This is a genomic window from Burkholderia sp. JKS000303 (assembly GCF_002563755.1).
In the GTDB taxonomy this organism is placed as follows: Bacteria; Pseudomonadota; Gammaproteobacteria; order Burkholderiales; family Burkholderiaceae; genus Burkholderia; species Burkholderia anthina_B.
On the sequence record NZ_PDBZ01000001.1, the window covers coordinates 1,697,164 to 1,723,417 of the forward strand.

A 26,254-nucleotide genomic window follows, 5' to 3' on the forward strand; every position below is an offset into this window, starting at 1 on the left:
CCCGCGGCCCCGATTGACTCAAGGTTGACTCAATACAGGCTCGGCTCGCCGGGCGGCCGGGTCTTGAAGCGCTTGTGGACCCAGTAATACTGCTCGGGCATCAGCGGAATCTGTTCCTCGAGGAATTCGTTCATCCGTCGCGCGTCGAGATCGTCGTCGCCGGTCGGGTAGTGATCCCACGGCTTGAACACCTTCAGCCGGTAGCCCTTGTAATTCGGCAGCACCTCGCCGATGAACGGCACGACCTGCGCACGGCCCGTCTTCGCGAGCCGGCCGACGGCCGTCAGCGTGCAGGCGGGCACGCCGAAGAAGGGTACGAACGTCGAATTGCGCAGCCCGTAATCCATGTCGGCGCCGAGCATTACCGGCTTGCGGTCGCGCAGCCAGCGCAGCACGACGCGCGCGCTGTCCGCACGGCCGACCATCTCGGCGTCGAAGCGACCGCGCGCCTTTTTCGCCTCTTCCTCGAGGATCTCGTTCGAGAACGGCTGGTACAGCGACCCGCAACGGCGGTGCAGCGACCGGTTCAGCCAGATCGAGCCGGCTTCGATGCCGACGAAATGCAGGCCGAGGAACAGCGTCGGGGGCAGATCAGGATCGGTGAGGTCGACCGCGCTGTCGACCTGGATCAGCTTCGCGAGCTTGCGCTCCGAGCCGAACCACTGGACGCTGCGCTCGACGTAGCTGCGGATCGCGTGACGGAAATGCAGGCCCGCCACTTCCTCGCGCCGTTCGTCGCTCCAGTCGGGGAAGCAGAGTTTCAGATTGATATGTACGATGCGCTTGCGCCGGCTGGGAATCTGGTACAGCAGCCAGCCGAGGCCGTCGCCGAACCGTGCGGTCAAGCCGTAGGGCAGCAGGGCGAACAGCTTCAGCAAGCCGATGGCGAGGTGCGTGCCGAGGCGGCCTAGCATGCGGAACCTCCATGGGGCCGGCCGGCCGGCACGTTGCGAACAGGGGGGTAGAACAGCGGACGATGCAGCACGGGCGGCGCTCTGTGACAATTCACGAAAGCCGCTATAATACGGGCTTCGCCGAGTTAACTGACAACTTGCGGGGCGAAGCCGGCTGGCGCGAAGCGCGCTGCCCGGTTCTGGTAATCCGCTAAAGCGTCGCCGCTTCAGGCCCAACGAAGCTGGCTACGTGAAATCAACCGTATCCACACAGGAGCCTGAAAAGTGGCAAACGATTATCTCTTTACGTCCGAATCCGTCTCCGAAGGCCATCCGGACAAAGTCGCGGACCAAATCTCGGACGCGATTCTCGACGCCATCCTCGAGCAAGACAAATATTCCCGCGTTGCGGCGGAAACGCTGTGCAACACGGGTCTCGTCGTGCTGGCCGGCGAAATCACCACGACGGCGAACATCGATTACATCCAGATCGCGCGCGACACTATCAAGCGCATCGGCTACGACAACACCGACTACGGCATCGACTACAAGGGTTGCGCCGTGCTCGTCGCGTACGACAAGCAGTCGCCGGACATCGCGCAAGGCGTCGACCGCGCGCATGACGACAACCTCGATCAAGGTGCTGGCGACCAGGGCCTGATGTTCGGTTACGCATGCGACGAAACGCCGGAACTGATGCCGCTGCCGATCTACCTGTCGCACCGCCTCGTCGAGCGCCAGGCCAGCCTGCGTCGCGACGGCCGCCTGCAGTGGCTGCGTCCGGACGCGAAGTCGCAGGTGACGGTTCGCTACGTCGACGGCCGCCCGGATTCGATCGACACCGTCGTGCTGTCCACGCAGCACGCACCGGACATCGAACTGCCGGCGCTGCGCGAAGCCGTGATCGAGGAAATCATCAAGCCGACGCTGCCGGCCGACCTGATCAAGGGCGACATCAAGTTCCTCGTGAACCCGACCGGCCGGTTCGTGATCGGCGGCCCGCAGGGCGATTGCGGCCTGACCGGCCGCAAGATCATCGTCGACACGTACGGCGGTGCCGCACCGCACGGCGGCGGCGCGTTCTCGGGCAAGGATCCGTCGAAGGTCGACCGTTCGGCAGCGTATGCAGGCCGCTACGTCGCGAAGAACATCGTCGCTGCCGGCCTCGCGTCGCGCGCGCTGATCCAGGTGTCGTACGCGATCGGCGTCGCCGAGCCGACCTCGGTGATGGTCAACACGTTCGGCACGGGCCGCGTGTCGGATGCCGTGATCACGAAGCTCGTGCGCGAGCACTTCGACCTGCGTCCGAAGGGCATCATCAAGATGCTCGACCTGCTGCGCCCGATCTACGAGAAGACGGCAGCTTACGGTCACTTCGGCCGCGAAGAGCCGGAATTCTCGTGGGAAGCCACCGACAAGGCACTCGCACTGGCCGAAGCGGCCGGCGTGGAGCCGACGGCACGCGTCGCGTAAGCGTCGTTCGCACGAAACAAAAAACCCCGGCATGCCGGGGTTTTTTTATGCGTGTCGCGCGCCGCAACGCGGCGATCGTCGCGGGCGCTGCCCGCGGCACGGCTTCAGCGTGCGCTGAACCCGAACCACCCGGTGCTCGCCGCGAGGCGGCGCGGGCGGTTGACGCGGCGCTGCGGGCCGAGCGTGCGGCGCAGCGCGAGCGCGCGCAGCGACGACGGCTTCTGCAGCAGCGAGCGCAGGCCCGCACGGCGGGCGAACGCCTGCGTGCTCATCATCGAGAAAAACGCGTGGAACCACGCGCGGATGCCGTCCAGCCGGCTGTGCGCGTGCGTGCGCTCGGCGAGCGCCTGCGTGCGTGCGCCGTGGTGGCGCAGCGAACGGGCGGGAGCGGACGGCACGACGCGCTTCGCAGCGCGGCTGAGACGGGAAGTCAGACGGAATGGCATGTGAACGATGCTTCGCTTGTATGGATGGCGCCCTTAAGAGCGCACTGGTATGAACGGCCTCGGATGGCGCAACGCATCTTACCGAAAGTCGCTGCGCGCCGCGCCCGCCAGAATTGACAGGCCGCGACAGGCTACAGGGGTTTCATGACCGGCAAAAGTCGCGATAAACCCTTGTGCCGCAAGCGCGTGCCGCATACCGCCTGTCGCTGAGGCTCGCACCGCGCCACACAGTTCCCTTGAGCCAGATCAAATCGCCGATTGGCATGCCCCTGCGCACGATAATGGTGCTATTCGCGGCATCCGGCGCCGATTTACAATCGTCACATTCACACAATAAACGTCTGGCATCCCATGTCGTCACCATTGCAGTCGGAATCGATCCGCGCGCAAGTCGCGGAATTGCGCGAACGCGGCTTCGTCGTCGCGCGCGGCCTCGTCGGTGAAGCACAGTGCGCGGCGCTCAAGCGCATCGCGGAGCAGCAGTTGCAGGAAGCGGCGGAGCCGATCGAATTCGAGGCGGACCTGCGCTATCCGGGCGCGCCCGAGTCGAAGCATGCGCCGGGCGGGCACACGGTGCGGCGCTTGCTCAATGCGTACACGCGCGATCCGGCATTCGCCGAGCGCGCGATCGCGCCCGAAATCGGCGCATGGATGCGCGAATACTTCGGCGAGCAGCCGGTTCTGTCGTGCGCGCATCACAACTGCATGATGACGAAGCACCCGGCGTACGGCAGCCTCACCGGCTGGCATCGCGATTTCCGTTACTGGTCGTTCGAACGCGCGGACATGGTGTCGGTGTGGCTCGCGCTCGGGCCGGAAACGAACGAAAACGGCGCGCTGTGGCTGGTGCCGGGCTCGCATACGGCCGAATTCGGGCCGGAAGCGTTCGACGATGCGAAGTTCTTCCGCAGCGACCTGCCGGAAAACCGGAAGATGATCGACGCGGCAACCTGCCCGCCGCTCCAGACGGGCGACGTCGTGTTCTTCCACTGCAACACGCTGCATTCGGCGGGGCAGAACCGTTCGGACCAGGTGAAGTTCTCGCTCGTGTACACGTACCACGGCGTGAGCAACCGGCCGCTGCCGGGCACGCGTTCGGCATCGAAGCCGGAAGTGCAGTTCTAGTCGCGGTTTCGGCCGGTGTGGTCGGTGGTTGCCCGACAGGGCGCCGCGGCGGCTCGGCGGATGAAGAAACGGGCGGCCCAGGCCGCCCGTTGCATTTTGCGCGGCCCGGTCGCGTGATGCGGGCCGTTGCGTGACGCAGGCCACTGCGCGGCAGTGGTGCGGTGCTGCGCTCAGCGCTTGCTGGCCGGCATCGCGAGGCCGATCAGGCCGATCAGCATCGCGACGGCGCCGCCGGCGATCAGCAGGATCGTCTTCGTGGCGGGCGAGCCGGTGAAGAAGCGCGACACGTTGTCGTTGATCGAATGAAACGACTGGCCGCCGAAATACAGCAGCAAGACGCCGCCGACGAGCAGCGCAACCGAGATGACCCGGGACATACCAACCTCGCTGTAACGGTGATTCGAGACGCCGCAGTGTAGGCGACGTGCGCGGCCGCGTCCATCGCGGTGCGCGCTCGCGCCGCGTTCGTTACCATAGCCGTCGTACGTTCTCTTCGCCACCGGCGCGCGATGTTCGCGTGCGGCGCGCGTCCCTTCCCCCGACGTCCTGACGGAACCGACTCATGGCCTACGAAGCAGCTTCCGAGCGTTATGCCGACATGCAGTACCGCACCTGCGGCAAATCCGGGCTCAAACTGCCCGCCCTGTCGCTGGGCTTGTGGCACAACTTCGGCGACTCGACGCCGATCGCGACGCAGCGCGACATCCTGCGCACCGCGTTCGACCTCGGCATCAACCACTTCGACCTCGCGAACAACTACGGGCCGCCGTACGGCAGCGCCGAAACCAACTTCGGCCGGCTGCTGAAGGAGGATTTCCGGCCGTACCGGGACGAGCTGCTGATCTCGACCAAGGCTGGCTGGGACATGTGGCCGGGCCCGTACGGCAGCGGCGGCGGGTCGCGCAAGTACGTGCTCGCGAGCCTCGACCAGAGCCTGCAGCGCATGGGCCTCGACTATGTCGACATCTTCTATTCGCATCGCTTCGACGCGCACACGCCGCTCGAGGAAACGGCCGGCGCGCTCGCGTCTGCCGTGCAGCAGGGCAAGGCGCTGTACATCGGCATCTCGTCGTATTCGGCCGCGAAGACACGCGAGATGGCCGCGCTGCTCGCGCAATACAAGGTGCCGCTGCTGATCCACCAGCCGTCGTACAACATGCTGAACCGCTGGATCGAAGAGGATCTGCTCGATACGCTCGACGACGTCGGCACGGGCAGCATCGCGTTCACGCCGCTCGCGCAGGGGCTGCTCACGTCGAAATACCTGAACGGCGTGCCGGCCGATGCCCGCGTGAACAAGCCGGGCGGCGGCTCGCTGAAGCAGGATCACCTGAGCGCGGACAACCTCGAGCATGTGCGCAAGCTCAACGGCATCGCGGAGCGGCGCGGCCAGAGCCTCGCGCAGATGGCGCTCGCGTGGGTGCTGCGCAATGGCCGCGTGAGCTCCGCGCTGATCGGCGCGAGCCGGGCGGAGCAGGTGCGTGAAAACGTCGGCGCGTTGAAGAACCTCGAGTTCACGGCGGACGAACTCGCGGAAATCGATCGCTACGCGACCGAAGGTGGCATCAATCTGTGGGAAAAGCCGTCCACCGATCAGGCGATCTGACCGGTGATCGATGCAGTCGATACGGGATGCGAATCATCGCGCGCCGTATCGACGCGCATGCACGTACCCCATCACGTCACTGCGGTGCAGTGGCGTGACCTGCCCTGCGACATGCGCCGCTAGATCAGCGCAGGCAGGCCTTCGACGAGCAACACCGCGACGCCGACGCCGAGAATGACGCCGAGCACGCGTAGCAGGTTGTGGCGGAATTCGGTCGCGCAGGGCACCGCGCCGAGAAACAGCGCGCCAGCCAGCGCCATCGGAATCAACAGGATGAAGTCGCCGATCGTGAAGTAGGTCGTCATGCGTGTCTCCAGTGTCGGCCGGAGTTGGCGCTTCAGCGCTTACTTCGGCCCCACCCCGGTGGGGCGTCGGCCGGAGTGGGCGCTGTGGCGCCGCTTCCAGCTCCCTGCCGGGTATTTCTCATGTCGAGCCGCCTCGATTGCGAGCAAGGCGGGCCATTCGAGTATAGGCAACCCCGCGCCGTTTTTCGCTATCCAGACCGTTAAAAGTCAGCGGAAAACCCTAGGGATTCCGCATCTTTTCCGCGAATCGGACGAATGCCTTGCGCATATCTTTCATGTTCGTTTCATTTTGTACGCAATGTCGACCATCTTCGACGCGCGCCGCCGCACCCACGGGCGCGGCGGCGCGTGCGCGCTTACGCGCGATCGGGTCGGGCGCGCACGGCCGGCGTGCGGAACACGAGCGCGAGCCCCGCGACGATCGCACCCATGCCGGCGAGCGCGAGCGGTTCAGGCCGGTTGCCGAGCCAGACCGCGTCCATCAGCGTGGTGACGATGGGCACGAGATAGAACAGGCCCGTCACGTTGACGAGATCGCCGCGCTGCATCAACCGGTAGAACAGCAACTGCGCGATCACCGAGATCACGATGCCGAGCCAGAGCAGCGGCACGACGAACGCCCAACTCGCATCGAGCGAGATCGGCCGGAACGGCAGGATCGCCACGCATAGTGCGAGGCCGATTGCGTTCTGCAGCGGCAGCACGTCGGCGGGTGCCGTGCGCACGCGCTTTTGCAGCAGCGAGCCGACGGTCAGTGCGATGAGGGCGGTGAGCGCGCAGGCGACCCCCAGGATCGGCAACCCGGCGCCGCCGACGCCGCGGCACACGACGAGCGCGAGGCCCGCCAGCGAGAGTCCGAGCCCCGCGACGCGCATCGGTTGCCAGCGCCGCTCGACGATCGCGAGCGTGAGGATCGGCTGCACGCCGAGGATCGTCGCGAGCACGCCCGGCGCGATGCCGCGCTCGAGCGCGAGCAGGTAGAAGATCGAATAGCCGCCCATCATCAGCAAGCCGGTCAGCACGGCCATGCACCGTTCGCCGCGCGGCGGCAGCCAGCGCCCGCGCATGAACGCCAGCCCGAGCAGCACGAGTGACGCGAGCGCGAAGCGCGCGGTGAGAAAGACGAACGCGGAGGCGTGACGCAGCCCGAGTTCAGCGAAGATCGCGCCGCTGCTCCACAGCAGCACGAAGAGCGACGTCGCGCCATGCGCGGCGAGCGCGCGTTTGAACGAAACCATGTGAATCCACCTGTCGAACGGATCGAAACGCTCCATGTCGCGCGCGCAGCAACGCACCGTGCGTCAACACGCACGAACGGCAGCAAACGGGCGAATGGAAAACGGAAAGGGAAGCCGGCTGGTCAGCCGAAGCGTGCCGCCGGCGGGGGCGGCGCGGCGCCGACGAGCGGCGGTGCGACAGGAGGAGGGGGAGCCGACGCATGCGCGCACGCCTGCGGCCGCGTATCGAACTGCGGCCGGGATTGTGCGAGAGCGGATGTGAACGGATGCATCGTGTGTCGAAATGCGCTTGAACGCGAATGAGCTTCAAAGGTACCGCAAGGTCGTCATCCAGCGCAACTACCGGCGATGCGTCGGGAACGACGTCACGCAGCGCCGCTGCGTTCGCGCCTGCGCAGCCACGTGGCTGCCGCCAGCCCGACCGCGAGCAGCGTGGCGACGAGCGTCGCGACGCCGGGCCAGCCGTACGCGCTCCAGAAGCGTCCGCCGAGCGAGCCGACGATGCTCGAACCGAGATAGTAGGACAGCAGGTACAGCGCGGCGGCCTGCCCCTTGCCCTGCGTCGCGAGGCGTCCGACCCAGCCGCTCGCGGTCGAATGCCCGGCGAAGAAGCCGAACGTCACGCACGCGATGCCGAACGCGATCGCGGCGACGGGCTGCAGCAGCGTCAGCGCGACGCCGGCCAGCATGATGATGACGCTTGCGATCAGCACGCGACCGCGGCCGATCGAATCGGCCATCCGCCCGGACCACGGCGATGCGACGACGCCGACCAGGTAGACGACGAAGATCGCGCCGATCGTCGCCTGGTTCATCGAATACGGCGGCGCGAGGAGCCGATAGCCGACGTAGTTGTACAGCGTGACGAAGCCGCCCATCAGGATGAAGGCCGTTGCAAACAGCACGGGCAATTCGCGGCGGCCGGCGAGATGCCGGACGAGCGCCGCGCGATGCTGCGCGAAGCCGAGCCCGCGACGCGGCGTGAAATGGCGCGACGGCGGCAGCAACGCGCGAAATGCAAGCGTCGCGGCGAGGCCGAGCACGCCGATCGCACCGATCGCGATGCGCCACGTGAACAGGTCGGCGAGCATGCCCGCGATCACGCGTCCGGCCATCCCGCCGATCGCGTTGCCGCCGACGTAGAGTCCCATCGCGAGCCCGAGCCCGTCGGGGTGCACTTCCTCGGCGAGATACGCCATGCCGACGGCGGGCACGCCGCCGAGCGCGAGCCCGGTGAGCGCGCGCAGCACCAGCATCTGGTGCCAGTGCGGCGCGAACGCGGCGACGAGCGTGAGGAGCGACGACAGCAGCAGCGACGCGGTCATCAGCCGGTGGCGGCTCAACCCTTCTGACACGAAGCCCGCGACGAACACGGCCACGGCGAGCGCGCCTGTCGCGAACGACAGCGCGAAGCTGCTTTGCGCGGGGCTCACGCCGAACGCGCCCGAGAATTCCGGCAGCAGCGGCTGGACGTAGTAGAGCAGCGAGAAGGTCGCGTAGCCGGCGAACAGCAGCGCGACGCTCGCGCGCTAGTAGTTGCGCGAGCCACGTTCGAGATAGGGCGGGGATGCATCGCGGCGCGAGGCCGCGGGCGCGGTTCCGTTGGATGCGGTCACGCGAAATCTCCTGACGGCCGGGCAAAGGGCAGACGATACGCCCGTTGCGCAATTCGCGTGCGCGCCGCGCGGCGGCTGGCCCGATTCGGCAGACAGTCACATTCGACAGGGTATGATGGGGGTATCCGCCCGTGCAAGCGCACGCGCGACGCAGTGGTTGATTGGAGACATTCGACGAATTCGCGGCACTTCACCCGCTTCTTCTTCTTTTCGCGCTTCGATAAACCGTGAACAATGGGATACGCGCAACACACCCCGGCGAGGGCGGCGCGGATCGTGCATTTGCCGGCTCGCCAGCGGGCCGGGTTTCAAGTTTCAAGAGTGGGGAACCATCATGCATGTCGGGTCGATTGTCTGTACTACCCATATCGCAGTGCCGAAGGGCGCGCGCGGCATCGTTCAGCGCCTTCTGGGCGACATGGCCATGGTGACCTGGTACGCGGGCGTGCCGGGCGAGTCGAAAGAACTCAACACCGAGCCGTTCTTTCTCGAGGACCTGATCGACACCGGCGAATCCGTGCTGCCGGCCGGCGCCGCGGTTCATTGAGCGTGCATGCCGCACCGGAAGCTCGTCTTTCGGCGCGGCTGACGGCACAATGCGGGGCATGAAAGACGTCACTTCCGCCCCCGCTGCTCCCGCCGGTCCGCCGTTCGCCGGCCTCACGCCCGAGTGCGTGCTCGATGCGCTCGACAGCGTGCTGATGCCGGCCGGGCTGCGTACCGACGGGCGCCTGCTTGCCCTCAACAGCTACGAAAACCGCGTCTACCAGGTCGGCATCGAAGACGGCCCGCCGGTCGTCGCGAAGTTCTACCGGCCCGAGCGCTGGTCGGACGAAGCGATCCTGGAAGAGCACGCGTTCGTCGCCGAGCTCGCCGCGCGCGAGATTCCGGCGGTGCCGGCGCGCACGTTCGACGGCCGCACGCTGCACGCGTTCGACGGCTTCCGCTTCTCGATCTTCGAACGGCGCGGCGGCCGCGCGCCCGATCTCGACCGCAGCGATACGCTCGAATGGCTCGGCCGCTTCATCGGCCGCATTCATGCGGTTGGCGCGACGCAGCCCTATGTCGCGCGCCCCGTGCTCGACATCCGCACGTTCGGCTACGAGCCGCGCGACTACCTGCTCGCGCACGATTTCATTCCGGATGACGTACGACCCGCGTACGAGACGGCCGTCACGCTCGCGCTCGAAGGCGTCGAAGCGGCGTTCGAGCGTGCGGGTGAAATCCGCCTGCTGCGCACGCACGGCGACTGCCATCCGAGCAACGTGTTGTGGACCGACGCCGGCCCGCATTTCGTCGACTTCGACGACAGCCGGATGGCGCCCGCCGTGCAGGATCTGTGGCTGCTGCTGCCGGGCGATCGCGAAGGCGCGTCGCGCGCGCTCGCCGACCTGCTTGCCGGGTACGAGGATTTCTGCGAATTCGAGCCGCGCGAGCTGCATCTGGTCGAGGCGTTGCGCACGCTGCGGCTGATTCACTACGCGGCGTGGCTTGCGCGCCGCTGGGACGATCCGGCCTTTCCGGCCGCATTCCCGTGGTTCAACACGCATCGCTACTGGGAAGCACGCGTACTCGAACTGCGCGAGCAGATCGGCGCGATGCAGGAAGGGCCGCTCTGGCCCGTGTGACGGCGCGCGCGGCAGCGTCGCCGCGCGGCATTTGCCGACGGGCCGCCGTGTGTGGCGCGGCCCGCGCCGCTCAGAACTTCAGCATCATCTTGATCACCGCGGCGAAGCGCTTGCCGTAAGGCGGCGCGATCAGCCCGCGCATGTTCATGCGCGGCTGCGTGAGCACCGGCTTCATCTTCGAGAACGTCACGAAGCCGTCGTAGCCGTGATACGCACCCATTCCGCTTGCGCCGACACCGCCGAACGGCAGGCTGCCGCACGCGATGTGCATCAGCGTTTCATTGACCGTCACGCCGCCCGAGATCGTTTCGCGCATCACACGGTCGATCGTGCCGCGGTCTTCGTCGAACAGATACAGCGCCAGTGGCCGCGGGCGCGCATTCACGTATGCGATCGCCTCGTCGAGGCGCTCGTACGGCACGAGCGGCAACAGCGGCCCGAAGATTTCTTCCTGCATCAGTTGCGATGCGGCCGGCACGTGCGTGACCGCGCACGGCACGAAGCGGCGCGACGCGGGATCGGACTGCGCGTCGGTCAGCGGATGCAGTTGCGCGCCGGCCGCCTGCGCGTCGGTCGCGAGCTGCTGCAGCCGCGCGTAGTGGCGCGGCGACACGATCGTCGTGTAATCGCCGTTGGCCGACAGGTCCGGATACAGCTTCGCGAAGCGCGCCCGCGCGCGCTCGATGAACGCGGCTTCCATGCCGCGCGGCAGCAGCACGTAGTCGGGCGCGATGCAGGTCTGGCCCGCGTTCAGCGTCTTGCCGCCGATGATCGCGTCGACGGCCGCGTCGAAGCGCGCGTTCGGGCCGACGATGGCCGGCGACTTGCCGCCGAGTTCGAGCGTGACAGGCGTCAGGTTGTCGGCCGCGGCGCGCATCACGTGACGGCCGACGTGCGTCGAGCCGGTGAACAGCAGGTGATCGAACGGCAGCGCGCTGAACGTGGCGCCGATCTCCGCATCGCCGTTCACGACCGCGACGTGGTCGCGCGAGAAGGTCTTCGCGATCAACTGCTCGAACAGCGCGGACGTGCGCGGCGTCAGTTCGGACATCTTGATGATCGCGCGGTTGCCGGCGGCCAGCGCGCAGATCAGCGGGCCGGCTGCCAGCAGCACCGGATAGTTCCACGGCACGACGATGCCGACCACGCCGAGCGGCTGCGGCAGCACCTTCGCGCGCGCCGGACGCAGCCACTTGTTCATCGGCTTGCGGATCGGCTTCATCCAGCGCTTGCCGTGCTTGAGCGCGTCGTCGATCTCTTCCTTCGCCATCCAGATTTCCGACAGCAGCACTTCCTGCTTCGCGCGATGACCGAAGTCGGCGCTGATCGCGTCGGCGAGCGCATCCGCATGCTCGATCAGCATCGTGCGCAGCGCGCGTAGGTGCTGCGCGCGGGTGTCCCATTCCGGATACGGCGCGCGCAGGTAGGCCGCGCGCTGATCGCGCAGCAGCGACGTCAGCGCGTCGATCGACGGTAGCGCTTCCGGGGCCAGTTCGGGCAGGTCGTTCTTCATGTCGTCTCCTCCAGTGGGGCGTGGCGCGTCGGCCAGCAGTCAGGCCGCACGTGCACGCTCGGCGAGCGTGGCGGGGCGGATCGGGATGGCGCGCGTCGCGCGGCGCGGGGCCGGATGCGATACGCGGTCTGAAACCGGTTGCTGCGTGCGGCATGCGTCGCATCCGCGCGACGGTGTCCGCATCCGGAAACGGGGTCGCACGGCACTCGCGCGGGACGCGATGCGTTGCCCGGCGCGCGTGCGATGCCACGATGTGCACGCGTGCCGATGCGGCAGAGCGGGGCGGCGCGATGCGCGCAGTCGTGCGGAATCCGGCACATCGTGCCGCGCGTGCGACAAGCCGTCCAAACGGTCGGCGACGCCGTGCGCCGTTCGATTTCGATCGGCTGCGCGCGCGATGCCGGACATCACCGCACGGCTCACCGTTTGAAATGAAATGCGGACCGCGCGCAGTGCGTCCGGATGACCCGGTCGGCACACGGCCTGCAGAACCTGGCGCTGCATCGTCGTCTCCCCAGTTTCGCGACGGCGCGGCTTCTGGCGGCCGGTGCATCGCGTCGAATGAATCGGTACATCTTAAATTTAGTTCACGCGGGCGTTTAGAGGAATCGCTCTTGAATCCGCGTGCCGCGCGCGCGACGGCCATTCCTACAATGCCCGAACATTACAAGCGGAGCCGGGCCGCGCCGGGTGCCGTTCATGACACGAAGGAGACGTGACATGCAATACGACTACATCATCGTCGGCGGAGGGTCGGGCGGGTCGAGCCTCGCCAGCCGCCTCGCCGATGCATGCCCCGACGCGACGATCGCGCTGATCGAGGCCGGCTCGCACACGGAGCGCAACCTGCTCGTCAACATGCCGGTGGGCATCGCGGCGCTCGTGCCGTTCAAGCTCGGCACGAACTACGGCTACGAGACGGTGCCGCAGCCGGGGCTCGGCGGCCGGCGAGGCTACCAGCCGCGCGGGCGCGGAATGGGCGGTTCGAGCGCGATCAACGCGATGATCTACACGCGCGGCCACCCGGGCGATTACGACGAGTGGGCACAACTCGGCGCGACGGGCTGGGGCTGGCAGGACGTGTTGCCGTATTTCCGCCGCGCGGAAGGCAACCAGCGTGGCGCAGATGCGTGGCACGGCGCGGATGGCCCGTTGAGCGTCTCCGATCTGCGCTTTCGTAATCCGTTCTCCGAACGATTCATCCAGGCCGCGCATGCGGCCGGCTATCCGCTGAACAACGACTTCAACGGCGCGACGCAGGAAGGCGTCGGCTTCTATCAGGTCACGCATCGCGACGGTTCGCGCTGCAGCGTCGCGCGGGCCTACATCTACGACCGCAACCGGCCGAACCTGAACGTGATCACCGATGCGACCGTGCTGCGCGTGGGCTTCGACGGCAAGCGCGCGGTGGGCGTCGTGGTGTCGCGCAACGGCAGCGTCGAGACGCTCGGCGCGCGCGCGGAAGTGATCCTGTCGGCCGGCGCGTTCAATTCGCCGCAACTGCTGATGTGCTCGGGGATCGGGCCGGCCGAACAGCTGCGCCGGCACGGGATCGCGGTGGTGCAGGATGCGCCGGACGTCGGCACGAACCTGATCGACCATATCGACTTCATCATCAACACGCGCGTGAATTCGTCGCAGCTCGTCGGCATCTGCCTGCGCGGGATCGCGAAGATGACGCCGGCGCTCGCGCGCTACTTCTCCAGCCGCACGGGGATGATGACGAGCAACGTCGCGGAAGCGGGCGGCTTCATCAAGAGCGATCCGTCGATCGACCGTCCGGATCTGCAGCTGCATTTCTGCACGGCGCTGGTTGACGACCACAATCGCAAGATGCACTGGGGTTTCGGTTATTCGCTGCACGTGTGCGCGCTGCGTCCGTACAGCCGTGGCACGGTCGGGCTCGCAAGCGGCGATGCGCGCGATGCGCCGTTGATCGATCCGCGCTTTTTCAGCGATTCACGCGACCTGGACCTGCTCGTGCGCGGCACGCAGGCGATGCGCCGGATCCTGTCGCAGGCGCCGCTCGCGTCGCAGGGCGGGCGCGAGCTGTACACGCGCGCGGACCAGAGCGAAGCCGAGCTGCGCGCGACGATCGTCGCGCATGCCGACACGATCTATCACCCGGTCGGCACCTGCCGGATGGGTTCGGACGCGCGCGCGGTGGTGGATCCCCAATTGCGCGTGCGCGGCGTCGAAGGGTTGCGCGTGGTGGATGCGTCGGTGATGCCGACGCTGATCGGCGGGAACACGAATGCGCCGTCGGTGATGATCGGCGAGCGCGCGGCGGACTTCATCGTCGCGGCGCGCAAGGGCGGCGTGCCGCGCGGCGAGGCGGCCGCGGCGGCGCACGGCCGTTGAGCGGCGCACACCGGCACGCGGCGCGAGCGATGTTCAGGCAAACGTATCAACGAGGCCCACGCGGGTCACGGTCGCGGCGGCCGCTGCGGATTGCACAGCGTCGACCGGTGCATCGGCGCCTGACGATCCGGCGCGTGCGCGCTGCGACGACTGGCCGCCGGAGAAGCTCTGCTGCGCGTTCTGCTGTTGCGATGCGAAACCGCCGTCACTGACGCTCGCACTGCCGAGGCCGAGCCCGCCCGCTTCCATCGCTTCGCGCAGCTTCGGCAGCGCGGCTTCCACCGCGTCGCGCACCTGCGGGTGTTGCGACACGAACAGCGCGTGCGCGTGATTGTCGGCGACCCGCAGCACGACCTGCAGCGGGCCGAGGTCCGGCGGGTTCAGCGTCAGCTCGGCGCTCTGCTGGTGCGCATTCGACAGGAACACGACTTTCTGGCTCAACGCATCGGTCCAGTCGGTGGTGCCGACCTGCGGCGCCAGCACGTGCGCGTTGGCTGCGGCGATCGCACCGGCGGCCGGCGATGCCGGCACGTTGGACTGCGCCGCGGCGGCAGCCGTTGCGGCGGCCGCAGCCATCGCGTCGGCGCTTGGGGCCGCGGTGTCGCCGGCCTGAGCGAGTGCATGCGCGGCCGGCGCGGCGGTCGCCGCGGCCTGCAGTGCCTGCGCGTTGGCCTGCGAGGGGGTCTGCTGTGCGGCGAGCGCGCCTTTTGCGTCGCCGAGCGTGCGGTCGAACGTCGCCGCTTTCGACGCCAGCGGTGCGGCGGCAGTTGATCCGGGCGTCGCCGATGCCGTGCCCGCCCCGATCGCGCCCGCACCGCCGGTCAGCTTCGCCAGCGCAGCCTGCAGCGCGTCGCGGCCGGATGCCGGCACGGCCGTCGCATCCTGGCTTGCGTGCCCCTCGGCGTCCGGCTGGGCGGACGCCACTGCAGCCGTTGCTGCATCGGCACTGGCCGGCGTCCCGTTGTCGGTACGGGCCTGCAGTTGCGCCTGCACGGCGGCGGCCGCGGCAAGCGCGGCGGCGTCGCCACCGGTGGCGGTGCTCGCTTCGTCGGCGGACTTGTCGTCATCGTCGCCGGCGTGCTTCGCGCCGGCGGCCGGTGTCGACGCCGCGTGTTTCGTCGCGGTACCCGGCTTGCTGCCGTTCGCCGTGTCGTGTCGCGCGACGACGCTGTGCTTCAGCGTCTGCGCGAACGGCGCGGCCGCCGGCGCAGTTGCGGCATCGTTGCCGGCGGACGAACCCGCGCCGCGGATGGCGCCGAGTGCAGCACCCGCGGTGTCGATCAGCGCGCCGAGCAGAGGAAGGGGGGGCATGGCGATTCTCTCGTTCGAAAGCGGGTGGACGGTTAAGCCGATCGGGCCGCATCGGCCCGCATGCGCAGCATCTTCGCGGCGTGCTCGTCGGCGTCGCGCTGTTCGCGCTTCGCGTCACGCTGCGCTTCCTGCGCGACACCGCGTGCCTGCAGGATTTCGTATGAGCCGACGGTGCGCTTCTTCTGTTGCCAGTTCGGGCGCGCTTCGTCGATGCGCGCGTCGGCGGCGGTCAGCACGTTGCGCTGCTGCGCGATCGCCGTGTCGAGCGTATCGATGAATGCCTGGAAATTGCGCCAGTTGCCGGCCGGCATGCCGTGCTGTGCGGATTGCGCGAAGTTCGCGTGGTATTCGTCGCGATAGCGCAGCAGGGCGTCGAGCTGTTCGGCGGCCGACGCGCGCTCGCGCTGCGCGGTGCCGAGCTGCTTCGCGGCCGTGTCGAGGTCTTCCTGCGCGCGGTCGAGCAGCAATTGAAGGGGAAAGCCGTGTGCCATCCGGGTCAGCCTCCGTATACGTCGAACAGCGCATCGAGCGCGGTGAGGCTCGGCGCGAACGGCGCGCATTCGCGAAAGCCCTGTTGCAGGAACGATTCGATGCGCGGATAGAGCGCGATCGCGCGGTCGAGCTGCGCGTCGCGGCCGGGCGCGTATGCGCCAACGGCGATCAGGTCGCGATTGCGCTGGTAGCGCGACAGCATCTGCTTGAACTGCCGCACGCGGTCGAGATGCTTTTCGTCGATCAGCGCGGTCATCGCGCGGCTGATCGACGCCTCGATGTCGATCGCCGGATAGTGGCCGGCCTCGGCGAGCGCGCGCGACAGCACGACGTGGCCGTCGAGAATGGCGCGCGCCGAATCGGCGATCGGGTCCTGCTGGTCGTCGCCTTCGGTCAGCACCGTGTAGAACGCGGTGATCGAGCCGCCGCCTTCGGGGCCGTTGCCGGTGCGTTCGACGAGCGCGGGCAGCTTCGCGAACACCGACGGCGGATAGCCCTTGGTCGCGGGCGGCTCGCCGATCGCGAGCGCGATCTCGCGCTGCGCCATCGCATAGCGCGTGAGCGAATCCATCAGCAGCAGCACGTGCTTGCCCTGGTCGCGGAAATATTCGGCGAGCGACGTGGCGTACGCCGCGCCCTGCATCCGCAGCAGCGGCGACACGTCGGCCGGCGCCGCGACGACGACCGAGCGCGCGAGTCCGTCCTCGCCGAGGATCTGCTCGATGAATTCCTTCACTTCGCGGCCGCGTTCGCCGATCAGCCCGATCACGATCACTTCCGCGCTCGTGTAGCGCGCCATCGTGCCGAGCAGCACCGACTTGCCGACGCCGGAGCCCGCGAACAGGCCCATCCGCTGCCCGCGTCCGACGGTGAGCAGCGCGTTGATCGCGCGCACGCCGACGTCGAGGACGTGGTGGATCGGCTCGCGATCGAGCGGGTTGATCGACGGCGCCGACAGCGGTGCGTCGGCGTTCGAGCCGAGCGGGCCGAGGCCGTCGAGCGGGCGGCCCGACGCGTCGACGACGCGCCCGAGCATCTTCCAGCCGACCGGCAGCCGCTTGGCGCCCGCGAGCGGGTCGGTGACGGGCGCGCGCTCGAGCGGCCACACGCGCGCACCGGGCAGGACGCCCGCGACGTCGGTGGTCGGCATCAGGAACAGGCGGTCGCCGGAGAAGCCGACGACTTCGGCTTCCGCATGCGGCAGCGTGCTGCCGGGCGGCAATTCGATCGTGCATTCGGCGCCGACCGACAGGCGCAGGCCGATCGCTTCCAGCACGAGGCCGGCTGCCCGCGTGAGGCGCCCGCACGGGCGCAGCGGCAGCGCGCGCTGACTGCGCTCGGCGAGCCCGTTCAGGTGCGAGCGCCACTGCGCGAGATGCGGATTGTGCGGTGCGCGTTGCGCGTCGTCGGCCGTGCTGCCCGCGTGCGGCTTCGCGTGGTGGGGGGTGTCGTGCGCGCCGTCCGGGCCGAACGACGCGAGCGCGAGTTCGCGTTCGAGCGGCGTCATGCCGTCGTGCGCGAGCGACTCGGGCGTGCGCGTCACCACGCGCTCACCTTGCCGATCGCGGCGGCGACGCGCTGCCAGCGCGTGGGCAGCGTCGCATCGACTTCGCCGGTGGCCGCATGCGCGCGGCAGCCGCCGCGCTCGATCGACGCGTCGGTGCGCACGTTCCAGCCGAGCGTATCGAGATCGTCCTGCAGATAGGCTTCGACGACGGGCAGGTCGGCCGGATTCACGGAGAGATGCGGCGCGCCGGACAGCGCCGGCTCGGCCGCGAGCACGTCGCGCACGGCCGCGACGAGCGCGGCAGGGTCATGCTTCACGTGCTGGCGCACGACCTGCTGCGCGATGTCGAGCGCGAGCTGCGCGAGGTCGGCCGCGAGATCGTGCCCGGCGTTGGACACGGCTTCGCGAAACGACGTGGCGAGGGCCGCGAGCTGCGCAGCCTGTTCGCGCGCTTCGGCCTGGCCGGCCTCGAAACCCTGTGCGTGGCCCTGCTCGAAACCGGCCTGGTAGCCGCGTGCCTGGCCTTCGACGTGGCCGGCCGCATGGCCTTCGGCGTGCGCGGCGTCGCGCACGCGCTGCAATTCCTCGGCGAGCGCGGCCGCTGCCGCCGCCGCATCGTCGGCGGGCGGCGGGGGCGGCGGCGGATCGAACGACGTCATCTCCCACCGCTGGTACGCGGTGAGGGTGCCGGCGCGCGCGCGCTTGGAATCAGACATACGCGTCTTCCGCCTTGCCGCCGATCACGACCTGGCCGCTTTCGGCGAGGTTGCGCACGATCTGCAGGATGCGGCGCTGCTGCGTCTCGACTTCGGACACGCGCACCGGGCCGCGCGCGTCGAGATCCTCGGCGAGCAGTTCGGCCGCGCGCTGCGACATGTTCGCGAGGAACTTCTGGCGCAATGCGGGCGGTGCCCCCTTCAGCGCGACGATCAGCGTTTCCGATTCGACTTCCTTCAGCACCATCTGGATCGCGCGGTCCTCGAGGTCGAGCAGGTTCTCGAACACGAACATCTGGTCGATGATCTTCTGCGCGAGATCGGCGTCGTACTGGCGCACGCTTTCGAGCACGCCTTCTTCATGGTTGCTCGTCATGAAGTTCAGGATCTCGGCCGCGGTGCGGATGCCGCCCATCGGGCTGCGCTTGAGGTTGTCGCTGCCGGACAGCAGGCCGGTCAGCACGTCGTCGAGCTCGCGCAGCGCGGCCGGCTGGATGCCGTCGAGCGTCGCGATCCGCAGCATCACGTCGTTGCGCAGCCGGTCGGCGAAGCACGACGCGATCTCGGACGCCTGGTCGCGGTCGAGGTGCACGAGGATCGTCGCGATGATCTGCGGATGCTCGTTCTTGATCAGCTCGGCGACGGCGCCCGAGTCCATCCACTTCAGGCCCTCGATGCCGCTCGTGTCGCTGCCCTGCAGGATCCGGTCGATCAGCACGCCGGCCTTGTCCTCGCCGAGCGCCTTGGTCAGCACCGAGCGGATGTACTCGCTCGAATCGAGCGACAGCGCGGTGTGCCCTTCGGCTTCCTTCACGAAGTCCTGCAGCACGTCGTCGACCTGCTCGCGCGTGACGTTCTTCAGCGCGGCCATCGCGGCGCCGATCTTCTGGACCTCGCGCGGTGCGAGGAACTTGAATACCTGGGCGGCTTCTTCCTCGCCGATCGACATCAGCAGCAGCGCGCTCTTGGTCAAACCTTCAGCGTTCATCGGACACCCAATTCTTCACGACGGTGGCGACGATCTTCGGATCCCGGCGGGCGATCGTGCGCGCGTAGTCGAGGTTGCGTTCGTGGCGGTTCTTGTCGTTTTCGAAGCCGAGCTGCAGCGGATCGGCTTCGTCGACGCCGAGCTGCGCGGGCAGGCCGTCGAGCGCGACCGGATCGTCCGGCGCCGCGAGCGCCGGCGCGGCCGGCTGCGCCGGCGGGAACGCGCGGCGCATCGCCGGGCGCACGAACATGAAATAGAGCGCGAGCGCGGCGACCGCGATGCCGAGCCATTTCGCGACTTCCTTTGCCATCGCGATCATGTCCGGCTGGCGCCACCACGGCAGGTCGGCGTACGGGTCGCTCACGCTCGAGAACGCGCTGTTCACGACGTTGACGGAGTCGCCGCGCTTCTCGTCGTAGCCCATCGCGTCCTTCACGAGCTGCTCGACCTGCGCGAGCTTCGCGGGCGGCAGCGGCTGCATCGTCACGTGGCCCTTCGCATCGGCGACCGGCTGGTAGTTGACGACGACGGCGACCGACAGCCGCTTCACGTTGCCCATCGGCTGTTCCAGGTGGCGGATCGTCTTGTCGAGCTCGTAGTTGGTCGTCTGGTCCTTGCGATCGCTGACGGGCGTCGTCTGCGGCCCGCTCTGGCCGTTGCCGGCGACGACCGGCGCGGAGGCAGGCTGCGGCGGCGTGTTCGACAGCGCGCCCGGCACGCCCGACGCGCCGCCCTGCGCGAGTTCGGTCGCGCTGCTGGTCTGCTGGCTGCGGATCGCGGTCTGTTGCGGCGTGCCGTTCGGGCCGTAGCTTTCCGAGGTCTGCTCGATCTTAGAGAAATCGATGTCCGCGCTGACCTGCGAGCGCGCGTTGCCGGCGCCGAAGATCGGCGCGAGGATCGCGTCGATGCGCTTCTGCGTATTGCCCTCGACCTGCTGCACATACTTGAGCTGGCTCGCGTCGAGGCCGGACGCCGACGCGGACTGGGTCAGCAGGTTGCCGTCCTGGTCGACGATCGTCACGTTCTTCGCAGGCATGTCGGGCACGCCGGACGACACCATCCGCGTGATCGCCTGCACCTGGCCGTCGTCGAGCACGCGGCCGGGGTAGAGATCGACGAACACGGACGCGCTCGGCGCTTCCTTGTCGCGCACGAACACCGACGGCTTCGGGATCGCGAGATGCACGCGCGCGCCGCGCACGGCGTTGATCGACTCGATGGTGCGCTGCAGCTCGCCTTCGAGCGCGCGCTGGTAGTTCACCTGCTCGGCGAACTGGCTGATGCCGAATTTCTGGTTGTCCATCAGCTCGAAGCCGACCGAGCCGCCCTTGGGCAGGCCCATCGCGGCGAGCTTGAGGCGCGTTTCATGCACCTGGTTCGACGGCACGAGGATCGCGCCGCCGGCGTCGGCGAACTTGTATGGAACGTTTGCCTGCTGGAGCGCGGTGATGATCGCGCCGCCGTCGCGGTCCGACAGGTTGCTGTACAGCACGCGGTAGTCGGGCGCGCGGCTCCACAGCACGAGCGCGGTGATCACGGCGACCGCGAACGCGACGGCGATCACGAACGGCAGCTTCGGGTTGCCCTTCATCCGCGAGATGCCCGGGATGCGTTCGGCGAAGCCGCCCAACCCGAAGTCCGCGCCAGCGCCGCCCGCCCCCGGCAGCGCGGCGGCCGCGGTGGCGCCTGGCACCGGGCTGGCGAGGCCCGCGCGGGCGTCGGGGTTGATCAGCGAATTGGCCTGCGAATCCATGCGACGAGTTTCTCCGGAGCGGGACGACTGAGCCGCTCGGACGAGCGGACGGACAATGACACGATGCGATTATCGTGATCCGGCGGAGTGTCCGATCGACCGAAAAGAGCGGGGTTTCCCCCGTACTTTCGCGGCTTTGGCGCGCGCTGCGCTGCTATCCTTTTTCGCGATCCGGCATGGTGCGCGTCGTGCGGCACCGGCGGATCGCCCGGCCAGGCCGGGTCTCTTCTCATATGTCTGGGGACAGCATGGCTGCCAACGTCAGCGGAATCGGATCGGTGTTGCAACAGATGCAGGCGATGGCCGCACAGGCGTCCAGCGGGGTCGCAAGCCCGACGGCCGCGCTCGCCGGCTCGGGCGCCGCGACCGCCGGCACGTTCGCGAGCGCGATGAAGGCGTCGCTCGACAAGATCAGCGGCGACCAGCAGCACGCGCTCGGCGAGGCGCAGGCGTTCGAAGTCGGCGCGCCGAACGTGTCGCTGAACGACGTGATGGTCGACATGCAGAAGGCCAACATCGGCTTCCAGTTCGGGCTCCAGGTCCGCAACAAGCTCGTGAGCGCCTACAACGACATCATGCAGATGTCGGTGTGACGCGCGCCGGCCGGCCGCGTCGACGGGCCGGCGGCCCGTACGCCTAAAGCTTTCCGAATTCCTTCCGATAACTGCGGAAGATGGCCGCGTCGTGCAATGCAGGGCGGCGGCCTTCGCATCGTCAACGCATCAAAAGGAGAAGCGCATGTTTTCCCCAGGCCACGCTGGAGCCAGTGCGTACGCGCGTGTCGGCGTCGAGACGGGGGTGATGGGCGCGTCCCCGCACCGGCTGATCGCGATGCTGTACCAGGGCGCGCGGCAGGCCATCGCGCTCGCGCGCCTGCACTTGCAGCAAGGCAACGTGCCGGCCCGCGGCGAAGCGATCGGCAAGGCGATCGGGATCGTCGAGAGCGGCCTGCAGGCCTCGCTGAACCGCGACGCGGGCGGCGAGATCGCCACGCGCCTGGACGCGCTGTACGCGTATATCGGCCGGCGCCTGCTGCAGGCCAATGCGGACGCGAGCGACGCGATGCTGGTCGAGGTCGACGGGCTGCTCGCGACGCTCGAGGAAGCATGGACGGGCATCGCGCCGGAAGTCGCGCGCATGACCGCACAACAGGCAGCGGGCGCGGTGCGATGAATTGCAAGGCCGAGTATTTCGCGCGTTACGAGGCGCTCGCGGCCGTGTCCGGCCGGATGCTGTGCGCGGCGCGCGGGGCGGACTGGAGCGCGCTGCCGGAATTGCAGGCTGAATTCCTGCAACTCGTCGACGGACTGAAGGAGGCCGATCCGGGCGTCACGCTCGATGAATCGGACCTCGGACGCAAGCTCGGCCTGATCCGCCGCATCCTCGCCGACGACGCCGCGATCCGCGATCTCGCGAGCCCGGAAGTCGCGCGGCTGTCCGCGCTGTTCGAGGCGCGGCGCTCGACCAAGGTATTGACCGATCTCTACCGCGCACGCGGGTAGCGTTCGTTGGCCGCGGCCGCGGTTTCCGCGCGCCCGGATTCGCAACGAGGTGGCTGAGGTGAGCAGGCTCCGATCATGACCGGTATCGACTCCGTTGCGGCCGCCCTGCTGGCGAGCCGCCTCGACAGCCTGCTGACCGGCACCGTGTCGGCGCCCGCCGGCGGCGGCGCGACCGCGCAGGTCGGCACGCCGGGCGCCGGCGCGTCGTCGACGTCCGCGGCGAACGGCTCGCCCGCGGCACCGCCTGCCTCCGCGCAAACCGCACTGTCCGATGTCGCGCTCGCGCTCGATGCGATCTCGCGCGTGGGCGGCGCCGCGACGCCCGTGGTCGCCGGGCGAACGCCGCTGCTGGCCGATCCCTCCGTGCTGCTGACCGATCCGGCAACGCCGCCGGCGTCCGGCCCTGCGGCGTCGGCCTCCACGTCTGCCGCGACTGCCACGACTGCCGCCGCGCCGCCCGTCGCGGTGCTGCATGCCGCGCTCGCGCAGGCCGTGAGCGAAAGCGGCCTCTTCTACGAATCCCATCTCGCGCAATGGCTGGCCGGCCAGCGCCCGCTCGCCGCGCTGCTGCGCGAACCGCAGGCGCGACTTGCCGCGCCCGGGCAGGCTGCCGCGGACGGCGCGCAGTTCGACACGTCCGACGTGCTCGACGAACTGCTCGCGCCGCGCTCGTCGCTGCCGGCCGCGGGACGAAACGCCGCGCAGCCGGGCGGCACGATGTCGAACGCACTCGCGCAGAACGCTGCTGCGGGCGCGCGGCAATACGCAGCGTCGGGCGCGGCCGGCATGGCCGCCGATCCGCTCGGCGAGCATGCCGACTTGCGCTGGACGCCCGCGCGCGCCGAGCTGGCCGCCGCGTCGGCCGACCCGCAGGCGCAGACCGCGGCTGCCGTGCACCCGGACGCCGTGCCGATCGTCCGGCAGCAGCTCGATGCGCTCGCGACCGACCAGTTCCGCTGGAGCGGCGAGGCATGGCCCGGCGCACGCCTCGACTGGACGATCGAGCCCGACGAGTCCGGCGGCCGCGCATCGCACAGCGACGACGCGGGCGACGGCATCGCATGGCGCACGCGGCTGACGCTGACGTTGCCGTCGCTCGGCACCGTCGACGCGGAACTGGTGTTGAACGGCGCGCAGCTCGTCGCGCGGCTGCGCGCGAATTCGACCGGCGCGGTCCGCCTCACACGCAACGAGGCCGCGCTGCGGCAGCGGTTCGAGGGATCGGGGCTGCAACTCGGCGGGCTGTCGATCCGCGCGGTCGACGACGAGCCGGACGATTTCGACCCGCTGGTCGCGCAGGCGGCGTCTGCCGCGTATGCGCGCAGCGCGGCCGCCGGCACGCCCGACCTTGACGACGACTTGCCGCGATGAACATGACGTCCCGCAAGCGCGCAGCCGCGCTGGTCTACGATCCGAAAGGCGGCGATGCCGCCCCGCGCGTGGTCGCGAAGGGCTACGGGCTGCTCGCGGAGATGATCGTCGCCCGCGCGCACGATGCCGGGCTGTACGTGCATACGGCGCCGGAGATGGTGTCGCTGCTGATGCAGGTCGATCTCGACGACCGGATTCCGCCGCAGCTTTACCAGGCCGTCGCGGATCTGCTGGCGTGGCTGTATTCGCTCGATCGCACTGAACCCGGGCCGGAGGCCGAGCAGGGTGACGTCCGCTTTCCGCTGCCGCCGCTACGCCGCTGAGCGCCCGGCACACCCCGATTTCTTGCGAAATGCTGTCTTCGTCTTTCGCAAGTATTTCGTCGATATCTTTCTTATATCCTTTTTGATCTTCGCTGAAATGACGCACTTCATCAACGATCGTCGAGTTTTCTCGCTCGCGCGAGCGGCTTTCATGGATTGAGTGCGGCCGCAGTTTGTGTAATGATATCCATTCTCATTTTCATGCTGCCCGGGCGGTGCGCGATTTCCGTGCGCCGCCCGTTGCTTTGGACGAATGGAAGCTTTCGCGTGAACGCGCCCGAAACGATCGCCCCGCCGCAGGCGGGTATTACCGTGCTGCATCCGGCCGCACGCCTGCTGACCGACGACGAACTGGCCGCGCGCCGCCAGCGTTCGCGCCGCGCGACCTTCATCAAATGGCTGCGCAAGGTGCACGGCTGGGTCGGGCTATGGGGCGCGGTGCTCGGGCTGCTGTTCGGCGTGACGGGCGTGCTGCTCAACCATCGCGCGCCGCCACTGAAGATTTCGACCGGCGAGCCGCAGGTCGAGCAGATGCAGATCGCGTTGCCGGACCCCGTGCCGAAGTCGCCCGCCGCGATGACGAAGTGGCTGCAGCACGAGCTGCACTTCGACGGTCGCCCGGGCCGCATGCGCAAGGAGCCGGCGCAGCCGGTCGCGTGGGGCGACAAGCGCGTGATGCAGCCGGAGCACTGGCAGATGGGCCTGTTCGGGCCGCACCAGAACCTGCAGGCCGAATACTGGGTCGGGAACGGCTATGTGTCGGTGAAGCGCACCGGCAACACGTTCCTGACGACGCTGAACAACCTGCATCGCGGCGTCGGGATGAGCGTCGGCTGGGTGCTGCTGATGGACACGATCGCGGGATCGCTGATCCTGTTGTCGCTGACGGGCGTGCTGCTGTGGACGGAGCTGAACAAGCGTCGCACGGTGGGCGTCGTGCTGGTGGCCGGCTCGGTCGCCGCGGCGCTCGCCGCAGGCCTCGCCTGAGTTGCTCGTGAAATGAATCGCGCCGGCTTGCCGCCGGCGCAGGCCCGACCTCAGAGGCCGCAGGTCGCGCCGTTGTTGGCCGCGATCTCGCGCGCGGCTTTCGCGCCCTCGACCTGCAGGATCGTCGGCAGCGACACGTTGTTCTTCGCGGCCGTCACCTCGGCGAGGATCGAGATCGCGATTTCCGGCGGCGTGCGGCTGCCGATGTAGATGCCGGCCGGCCCGTGCAGCCGTGCGAGTTCCGTGTCGTTCAGGTCGAATTCGAGCAGCCGCTCGCGCCGCGCCGCGTTGTTGCGCCGCGAGCCGAGCGCGCCGACGTAGAACGCGGGCGTCTTCAGCGCCTCCATCAGCGCGAGGTCGTCGAGTTTCGGGTCGTGCGTGAGCGCGATCACGGCCGAACGCGCATCCAGCTTCATGTCGAGCACCGTATCGTCGGGCATCGTATGCACGACACGGGTGCCCGGCACGTCCCACGCATCCGTGTATTCCTCGCGCGGGTCGCATACCGTCACCTGGTAGTCGAGACCGACCGCGATCTGGCACAGATAGCGCGACAACTGCCCCGCGCCGATCACGAGCATCCGGTAGCGCGGCCCGTGGATCGTCACGAGCCGTTCGCCGTCGAACGCGAGGCCGTCGGCCGCCAGTGCGGGCGACAGCGATGCGCGGCCGGTCGCGAGCGTCATCGTGCGCGTGACGAGGCGGCCGGCCTCGACTTCCGCGCAGAGCGCGGCGATCCCGCTGTCGCGCGTGAGCGGCTCGAGCACGAGCTGGATCGTGCCGCCGCACGGCAGCCCGAAACGGTGCGCTTCTTCGGCCGTCACGCCGTATTTCACGGCTTCCGGGCGCGCATCGGCCGCGATCCCGCTCGCATGCACGCGGGCGATCAGGTCATCCTCGATGCACCCGCCGGACACGGAACCGACCACGAGCCCGTCCTCGCGCACCGCGAGCATCGCACCCTCGGGGCGCGGCGACGAACCCCAGGTCTTCACGACCGTCACGAGCAGCACGCGGCGTCCTTCGTCGAGCCAGCGCGCGCTCGACTTCAACACGTCGAGATCCACACTTTCCATCGTCGTTACCTCATTGATTGGCCG

General features: G+C 68.6%; 25 protein-coding genes and 1 pseudogene. 12 read left to right on the top strand and 14 right to left on the bottom strand.

Annotated features, from left to right (window positions below; genetic code table 11):
• Window positions 1-29: 29 nt before the first annotated feature.
• Complete coding sequence (lpxL, locus tag BX604_RS08210) at window positions 30-914, bottom strand: lauroyl acyltransferase LpxL (protein WP_098550310.1); 885 nt, start codon at window positions 912-914, stop codon at window positions 30-32.
• 264 nt (window positions 915-1,178) lie between these two features.
• Between lpxL and metK the strand changes: the two genes are divergently transcribed.
• Window positions 1,179-2,366, top strand: a complete 1,188-nt coding sequence (gene metK, locus BX604_RS08215; RefSeq protein WP_040128500.1) for a methionine adenosyltransferase — start codon at window positions 1,179-1,181, stop codon at window positions 2,364-2,366.
• Between the two features lie 104 nt (window positions 2,367-2,470).
• On the opposite strand, the gene BX604_RS08220 is transcribed toward metK, so the two are convergent.
• Window positions 2,471-2,812: a hypothetical protein gene (locus BX604_RS08220; protein WP_098550311.1), complete on the bottom strand. Its 342-nt coding sequence runs from the start codon at window positions 2,810-2,812 to the stop codon at window positions 2,471-2,473.
• 351 nt (window positions 2,813-3,163) lie between these two features.
• Between BX604_RS08220 and BX604_RS08225 the strand changes: the two genes are divergently transcribed.
• Window positions 3,164-3,937, top strand: coding sequence for a phytanoyl-CoA dioxygenase family protein (locus tag BX604_RS08225; RefSeq protein ID WP_098550312.1), 774 nt, complete (start codon window positions 3,164-3,166; stop codon window positions 3,935-3,937).
• Window positions 3,938-4,107: 170 nt separating this feature from the next.
• Here the strand turns inward: BX604_RS08225 and BX604_RS08230 are convergent, their stop codons facing one another.
• Window positions 4,108-4,314, bottom strand: coding sequence for a DUF3185 family protein (locus BX604_RS08230; protein WP_098550313.1), 207 nt, complete (start codon window positions 4,312-4,314; stop codon window positions 4,108-4,110).
• Window positions 4,315-4,499: 185 nt separating this feature from the next.
• On the opposite strand from BX604_RS08230, the gene mgrA reads away from it, so the two are divergent.
• Entirely contained in the window at window positions 4,500-5,543 is a 1,044-nt protein-coding gene (gene mgrA / locus BX604_RS08235) for an L-glyceraldehyde 3-phosphate reductase (RefSeq protein WP_098550314.1), read from the top strand.
• 119 nt (window positions 5,544-5,662) lie between these two features.
• On the opposite strand, the gene BX604_RS08240 is transcribed toward mgrA, so the two are convergent.
• The 3 genes and pseudogenes from BX604_RS08240 to BX604_RS08255 form a co-directional block, all read right to left on the bottom strand.
• Entirely contained in the window at window positions 5,663-5,848 is a 186-nt protein-coding gene (locus BX604_RS08240) for a hypothetical protein (protein ID WP_011353526.1), read from the bottom strand.
• 356 nt (window positions 5,849-6,204) lie between these two features.
• On the bottom strand, window positions 6,205-7,086 hold the full coding sequence (locus BX604_RS08245) for a DMT family transporter (RefSeq protein ID WP_098550315.1): 882 nt from the start codon (window positions 7,084-7,086) through the stop codon (window positions 6,205-6,207).
• Window positions 7,087-7,451: 365 nt separating this feature from the next.
• Window positions 7,452-8,702: pseudogene (locus tag BX604_RS08255) on the bottom strand (MFS transporter).
• Window positions 8,703-9,036: 334 nt separating this feature from the next.
• On the opposite strand from BX604_RS08255, the gene BX604_RS08260 reads away from it, so the two are divergent.
• Together BX604_RS08260 and BX604_RS08265 are read left to right on the top strand one after the other, a co-directional pair.
• Window positions 9,037-9,249, top strand: a complete 213-nt coding sequence (locus BX604_RS08260; RefSeq protein WP_098550316.1) for a hypothetical protein — start codon at window positions 9,037-9,039, stop codon at window positions 9,247-9,249.
• Window positions 9,250-9,307: 58 nt separating this feature from the next.
• Complete coding sequence (locus BX604_RS08265; protein ID WP_373562414.1) at window positions 9,308-10,330, top strand: serine/threonine protein kinase; 1,023 nt, start codon at window positions 9,308-9,310, stop codon at window positions 10,328-10,330.
• 70 nt (window positions 10,331-10,400) lie between these two features.
• Here the strand turns inward: BX604_RS08265 and BX604_RS08270 are convergent, their stop codons facing one another.
• Window positions 10,401-11,843, bottom strand: a complete 1,443-nt coding sequence (locus BX604_RS08270; protein ID WP_098550318.1) for a coniferyl aldehyde dehydrogenase — start codon at window positions 11,841-11,843, stop codon at window positions 10,401-10,403.
• Window positions 11,844-12,563: 720 nt separating this feature from the next.
• On the opposite strand from BX604_RS08270, the gene BX604_RS08280 reads away from it, so the two are divergent.
• Window positions 12,564-14,204 carry a GMC family oxidoreductase gene (locus BX604_RS08280; RefSeq protein WP_098550319.1) on the top strand — a complete coding sequence of 547 codons (1,641 nt, stop codon included), beginning with the start codon at window positions 12,564-12,566 and terminating at the stop codon, window positions 14,202-14,204.
• 33 nt (window positions 14,205-14,237) lie between these two features.
• On the opposite strand, the gene BX604_RS08285 is transcribed toward BX604_RS08280, so the two are convergent.
• From BX604_RS08285 to fliF, 6 genes are read right to left on the bottom strand one after another with little or no spacing between them, the layout of a single operon-like run.
• Complete coding sequence (locus tag BX604_RS08285; protein WP_098550320.1) at window positions 14,238-15,515, bottom strand: flagellar hook-length control protein FliK; 1,278 nt, start codon at window positions 15,513-15,515, stop codon at window positions 14,238-14,240.
• Between the two features lie 32 nt (window positions 15,516-15,547).
• Window positions 15,548-16,006: a flagellar export protein FliJ gene (gene fliJ, locus BX604_RS08290; RefSeq protein WP_098550321.1), complete on the bottom strand. Its 459-nt coding sequence runs from the start codon at window positions 16,004-16,006 to the stop codon at window positions 15,548-15,550.
• Window positions 16,007-16,011: 5 nt separating this feature from the next.
• Window positions 16,012-17,553, bottom strand: coding sequence for a flagellar protein export ATPase FliI (gene fliI / locus BX604_RS08295; RefSeq protein WP_098550322.1), 1,542 nt, complete (start codon window positions 17,551-17,553; stop codon window positions 16,012-16,014).
• On the bottom strand, window positions 17,547-18,230 hold the full coding sequence (fliH, locus tag BX604_RS08300) for a flagellar assembly protein FliH (protein ID WP_098550323.1): 684 nt from the start codon (window positions 18,228-18,230) through the stop codon (window positions 17,547-17,549). The genes fliI and fliH overlap by 7 nt, the downstream gene beginning before the upstream one ends.
• Entirely contained in the window at window positions 18,223-19,218 is a 996-nt protein-coding gene (gene fliG / locus BX604_RS08305) for a flagellar motor switch protein FliG (RefSeq protein ID WP_098550324.1), read from the bottom strand. Before fliG ends, fliH begins: the two co-directional genes overlap by 8 nt.
• Window positions 19,208-20,971 carry a flagellar basal-body MS-ring/collar protein FliF gene (gene fliF, locus BX604_RS08310; RefSeq protein ID WP_098550325.1) on the bottom strand — a complete coding sequence of 588 codons (1,764 nt, stop codon included), beginning with the start codon at window positions 20,969-20,971 and terminating at the stop codon, window positions 19,208-19,210. The genes fliG and fliF overlap by 11 nt, the downstream gene beginning before the upstream one ends.
• A gap of 248 nt (window positions 20,972-21,219) precedes the next feature.
• Here fliF and fliE point away from each other — a divergent pair, with 248 nt between their 5' ends.
• From fliE to BX604_RS08345, 6 genes are all read left to right on the top strand, one after another.
• Window positions 21,220-21,564, top strand: a complete 345-nt coding sequence (fliE, locus tag BX604_RS08320; protein WP_098550326.1) for a flagellar hook-basal body complex protein FliE — start codon at window positions 21,220-21,222, stop codon at window positions 21,562-21,564.
• Window positions 21,565-21,709: 145 nt separating this feature from the next.
• The gene (gene fliS / locus BX604_RS08325) at window positions 21,710-22,144 is read left to right on the top strand and encodes a flagellar export chaperone FliS (RefSeq protein WP_098550327.1); all 435 of its coding nucleotides are present in this window, start codon (window positions 21,710-21,712) and stop codon (window positions 22,142-22,144) included.
• Window positions 22,141-22,473 carry a flagellar protein FliT gene (locus tag BX604_RS08330; protein ID WP_098550328.1) on the top strand — a complete coding sequence of 111 codons (333 nt, stop codon included), beginning with the start codon at window positions 22,141-22,143 and terminating at the stop codon, window positions 22,471-22,473. Before fliS ends, BX604_RS08330 begins: the two co-directional genes overlap by 4 nt.
• Before the next feature lie 75 nt (window positions 22,474-22,548).
• On the top strand, window positions 22,549-23,844 hold the full coding sequence (locus BX604_RS08335; RefSeq protein ID WP_098550329.1) for a flagellar hook-length control protein FliK: 1,296 nt from the start codon (window positions 22,549-22,551) through the stop codon (window positions 23,842-23,844).
• On the top strand, window positions 23,841-24,167 hold the full coding sequence (locus BX604_RS08340; RefSeq protein WP_098550330.1) for an EscU/YscU/HrcU family type III secretion system export apparatus switch protein: 327 nt from the start codon (window positions 23,841-23,843) through the stop codon (window positions 24,165-24,167). The genes BX604_RS08335 and BX604_RS08340 overlap by 4 nt, the downstream gene beginning before the upstream one ends.
• A 267-nt stretch (window positions 24,168-24,434) precedes the next feature.
• Window positions 24,435-25,154 (top strand): PepSY-associated TM helix domain-containing protein, encoded by a 720-nt coding sequence (locus tag BX604_RS08345; protein WP_098550331.1) that lies wholly within the window; start codon window positions 24,435-24,437, stop codon window positions 25,152-25,154.
• A 50-nt stretch (window positions 25,155-25,204) separates the two neighbouring features.
• On the opposite strand, the gene BX604_RS08350 is transcribed toward BX604_RS08345, so the two are convergent.
• A complete protein-coding gene (locus BX604_RS08350; RefSeq protein WP_098550332.1) occupies window positions 25,205-26,230 on the bottom strand; it encodes an XdhC family protein in 1,026 nt (341 codons plus the stop codon).
• Between the last annotated feature and the right edge of the window lie 24 nt (window positions 26,231-26,254).

What these genes read in the sequence shown, in the direction of transcription:
- BX604_RS08230 (WP_098550313.1), bottom strand. Translation starts at nt 4,314, where the DNA reads ATGTCCCGGGTCATCTCGGTTGCGCTGCTCGTCGGCGGCGTCTTGCTG.
- BX604_RS08280 (WP_098550319.1), top strand. Translation starts at nt 12,564, where the DNA reads ATGCAATACGACTACATCATCGTCGGCGGAGGGTCGGGCGGGTCGAGC.
- BX604_RS08350 (WP_098550332.1), bottom strand. Translation starts at nt 26,230, where the DNA reads ATGGAAAGTGTGGATCTCGACGTGTTGAAGTCGAGCGCGCGCTGGCTC.
- BX604_RS08270 (WP_098550318.1), bottom strand. Translation starts at nt 11,843, where the DNA reads ATGAAGAACGACCTGCCCGAACTGGCCCCGGAAGCGCTACCGTCGATC.
- BX604_RS08245 (WP_098550315.1), bottom strand. Translation starts at nt 7,086, where the DNA reads ATGGTTTCGTTCAAACGCGCGCTCGCCGCGCATGGCGCGACGTCGCTC.
- fliE (WP_098550326.1), top strand. Translation starts at nt 21,220, where the DNA reads ATGGCTGCCAACGTCAGCGGAATCGGATCGGTGTTGCAACAGATGCAG.
- fliJ (WP_098550321.1), bottom strand. Translation starts at nt 16,006, where the DNA reads ATGGCACACGGCTTTCCCCTTCAATTGCTGCTCGACCGCGCGCAGGAA.
- BX604_RS08225 (WP_098550312.1), top strand. Translation starts at nt 3,164, where the DNA reads ATGTCGTCACCATTGCAGTCGGAATCGATCCGCGCGCAAGTCGCGGAA.
- fliH (WP_098550323.1), bottom strand. Translation starts at nt 18,230, where the DNA reads ATGTCTGATTCCAAGCGCGCGCGCGCCGGCACCCTCACCGCGTACCAG.
- fliG (WP_098550324.1), bottom strand. Translation starts at nt 19,218, where the DNA reads ATGAACGCTGAAGGTTTGACCAAGAGCGCGCTGCTGCTGATGTCGATC.
- fliF (WP_098550325.1), bottom strand. Translation starts at nt 20,971, where the DNA reads ATGGATTCGCAGGCCAATTCGCTGATCAACCCCGACGCCCGCGCGGGC.
- mgrA (WP_098550314.1), top strand. Translation starts at nt 4,500, where the DNA reads ATGGCCTACGAAGCAGCTTCCGAGCGTTATGCCGACATGCAGTACCGC.
- BX604_RS08330 (WP_098550328.1), top strand. Translation starts at nt 22,141, where the DNA reads ATGAATTGCAAGGCCGAGTATTTCGCGCGTTACGAGGCGCTCGCGGCC.
- BX604_RS08260 (WP_098550316.1), top strand. Translation starts at nt 9,037, where the DNA reads ATGCATGTCGGGTCGATTGTCTGTACTACCCATATCGCAGTGCCGAAG.
- BX604_RS08340 (WP_098550330.1), top strand. Translation starts at nt 23,841, where the DNA reads ATGAACATGACGTCCCGCAAGCGCGCAGCCGCGCTGGTCTACGATCCG.
- lpxL (WP_098550310.1), bottom strand. Translation starts at nt 914, where the DNA reads ATGCTAGGCCGCCTCGGCACGCACCTCGCCATCGGCTTGCTGAAGCTG.
- BX604_RS08265 (WP_373562414.1), top strand. Translation starts at nt 9,308, where the DNA reads ATGAAAGACGTCACTTCCGCCCCCGCTGCTCCCGCCGGTCCGCCGTTC.
- fliS (WP_098550327.1), top strand. Translation starts at nt 21,710, where the DNA reads ATGTTTTCCCCAGGCCACGCTGGAGCCAGTGCGTACGCGCGTGTCGGC.
- BX604_RS08335 (WP_098550329.1), top strand. Translation starts at nt 22,549, where the DNA reads ATGACCGGTATCGACTCCGTTGCGGCCGCCCTGCTGGCGAGCCGCCTC.
- BX604_RS08285 (WP_098550320.1), bottom strand. Translation starts at nt 15,515, where the DNA reads ATGCCCCCCCTTCCTCTGCTCGGCGCGCTGATCGACACCGCGGGTGCT.
- BX604_RS08220 (WP_098550311.1), bottom strand. Translation starts at nt 2,812, where the DNA reads ATGCCATTCCGTCTGACTTCCCGTCTCAGCCGCGCTGCGAAGCGCGTC.
- BX604_RS08240 (WP_011353526.1), bottom strand. Translation starts at nt 5,848, where the DNA reads ATGACGACCTACTTCACGATCGGCGACTTCATCCTGTTGATTCCGATG.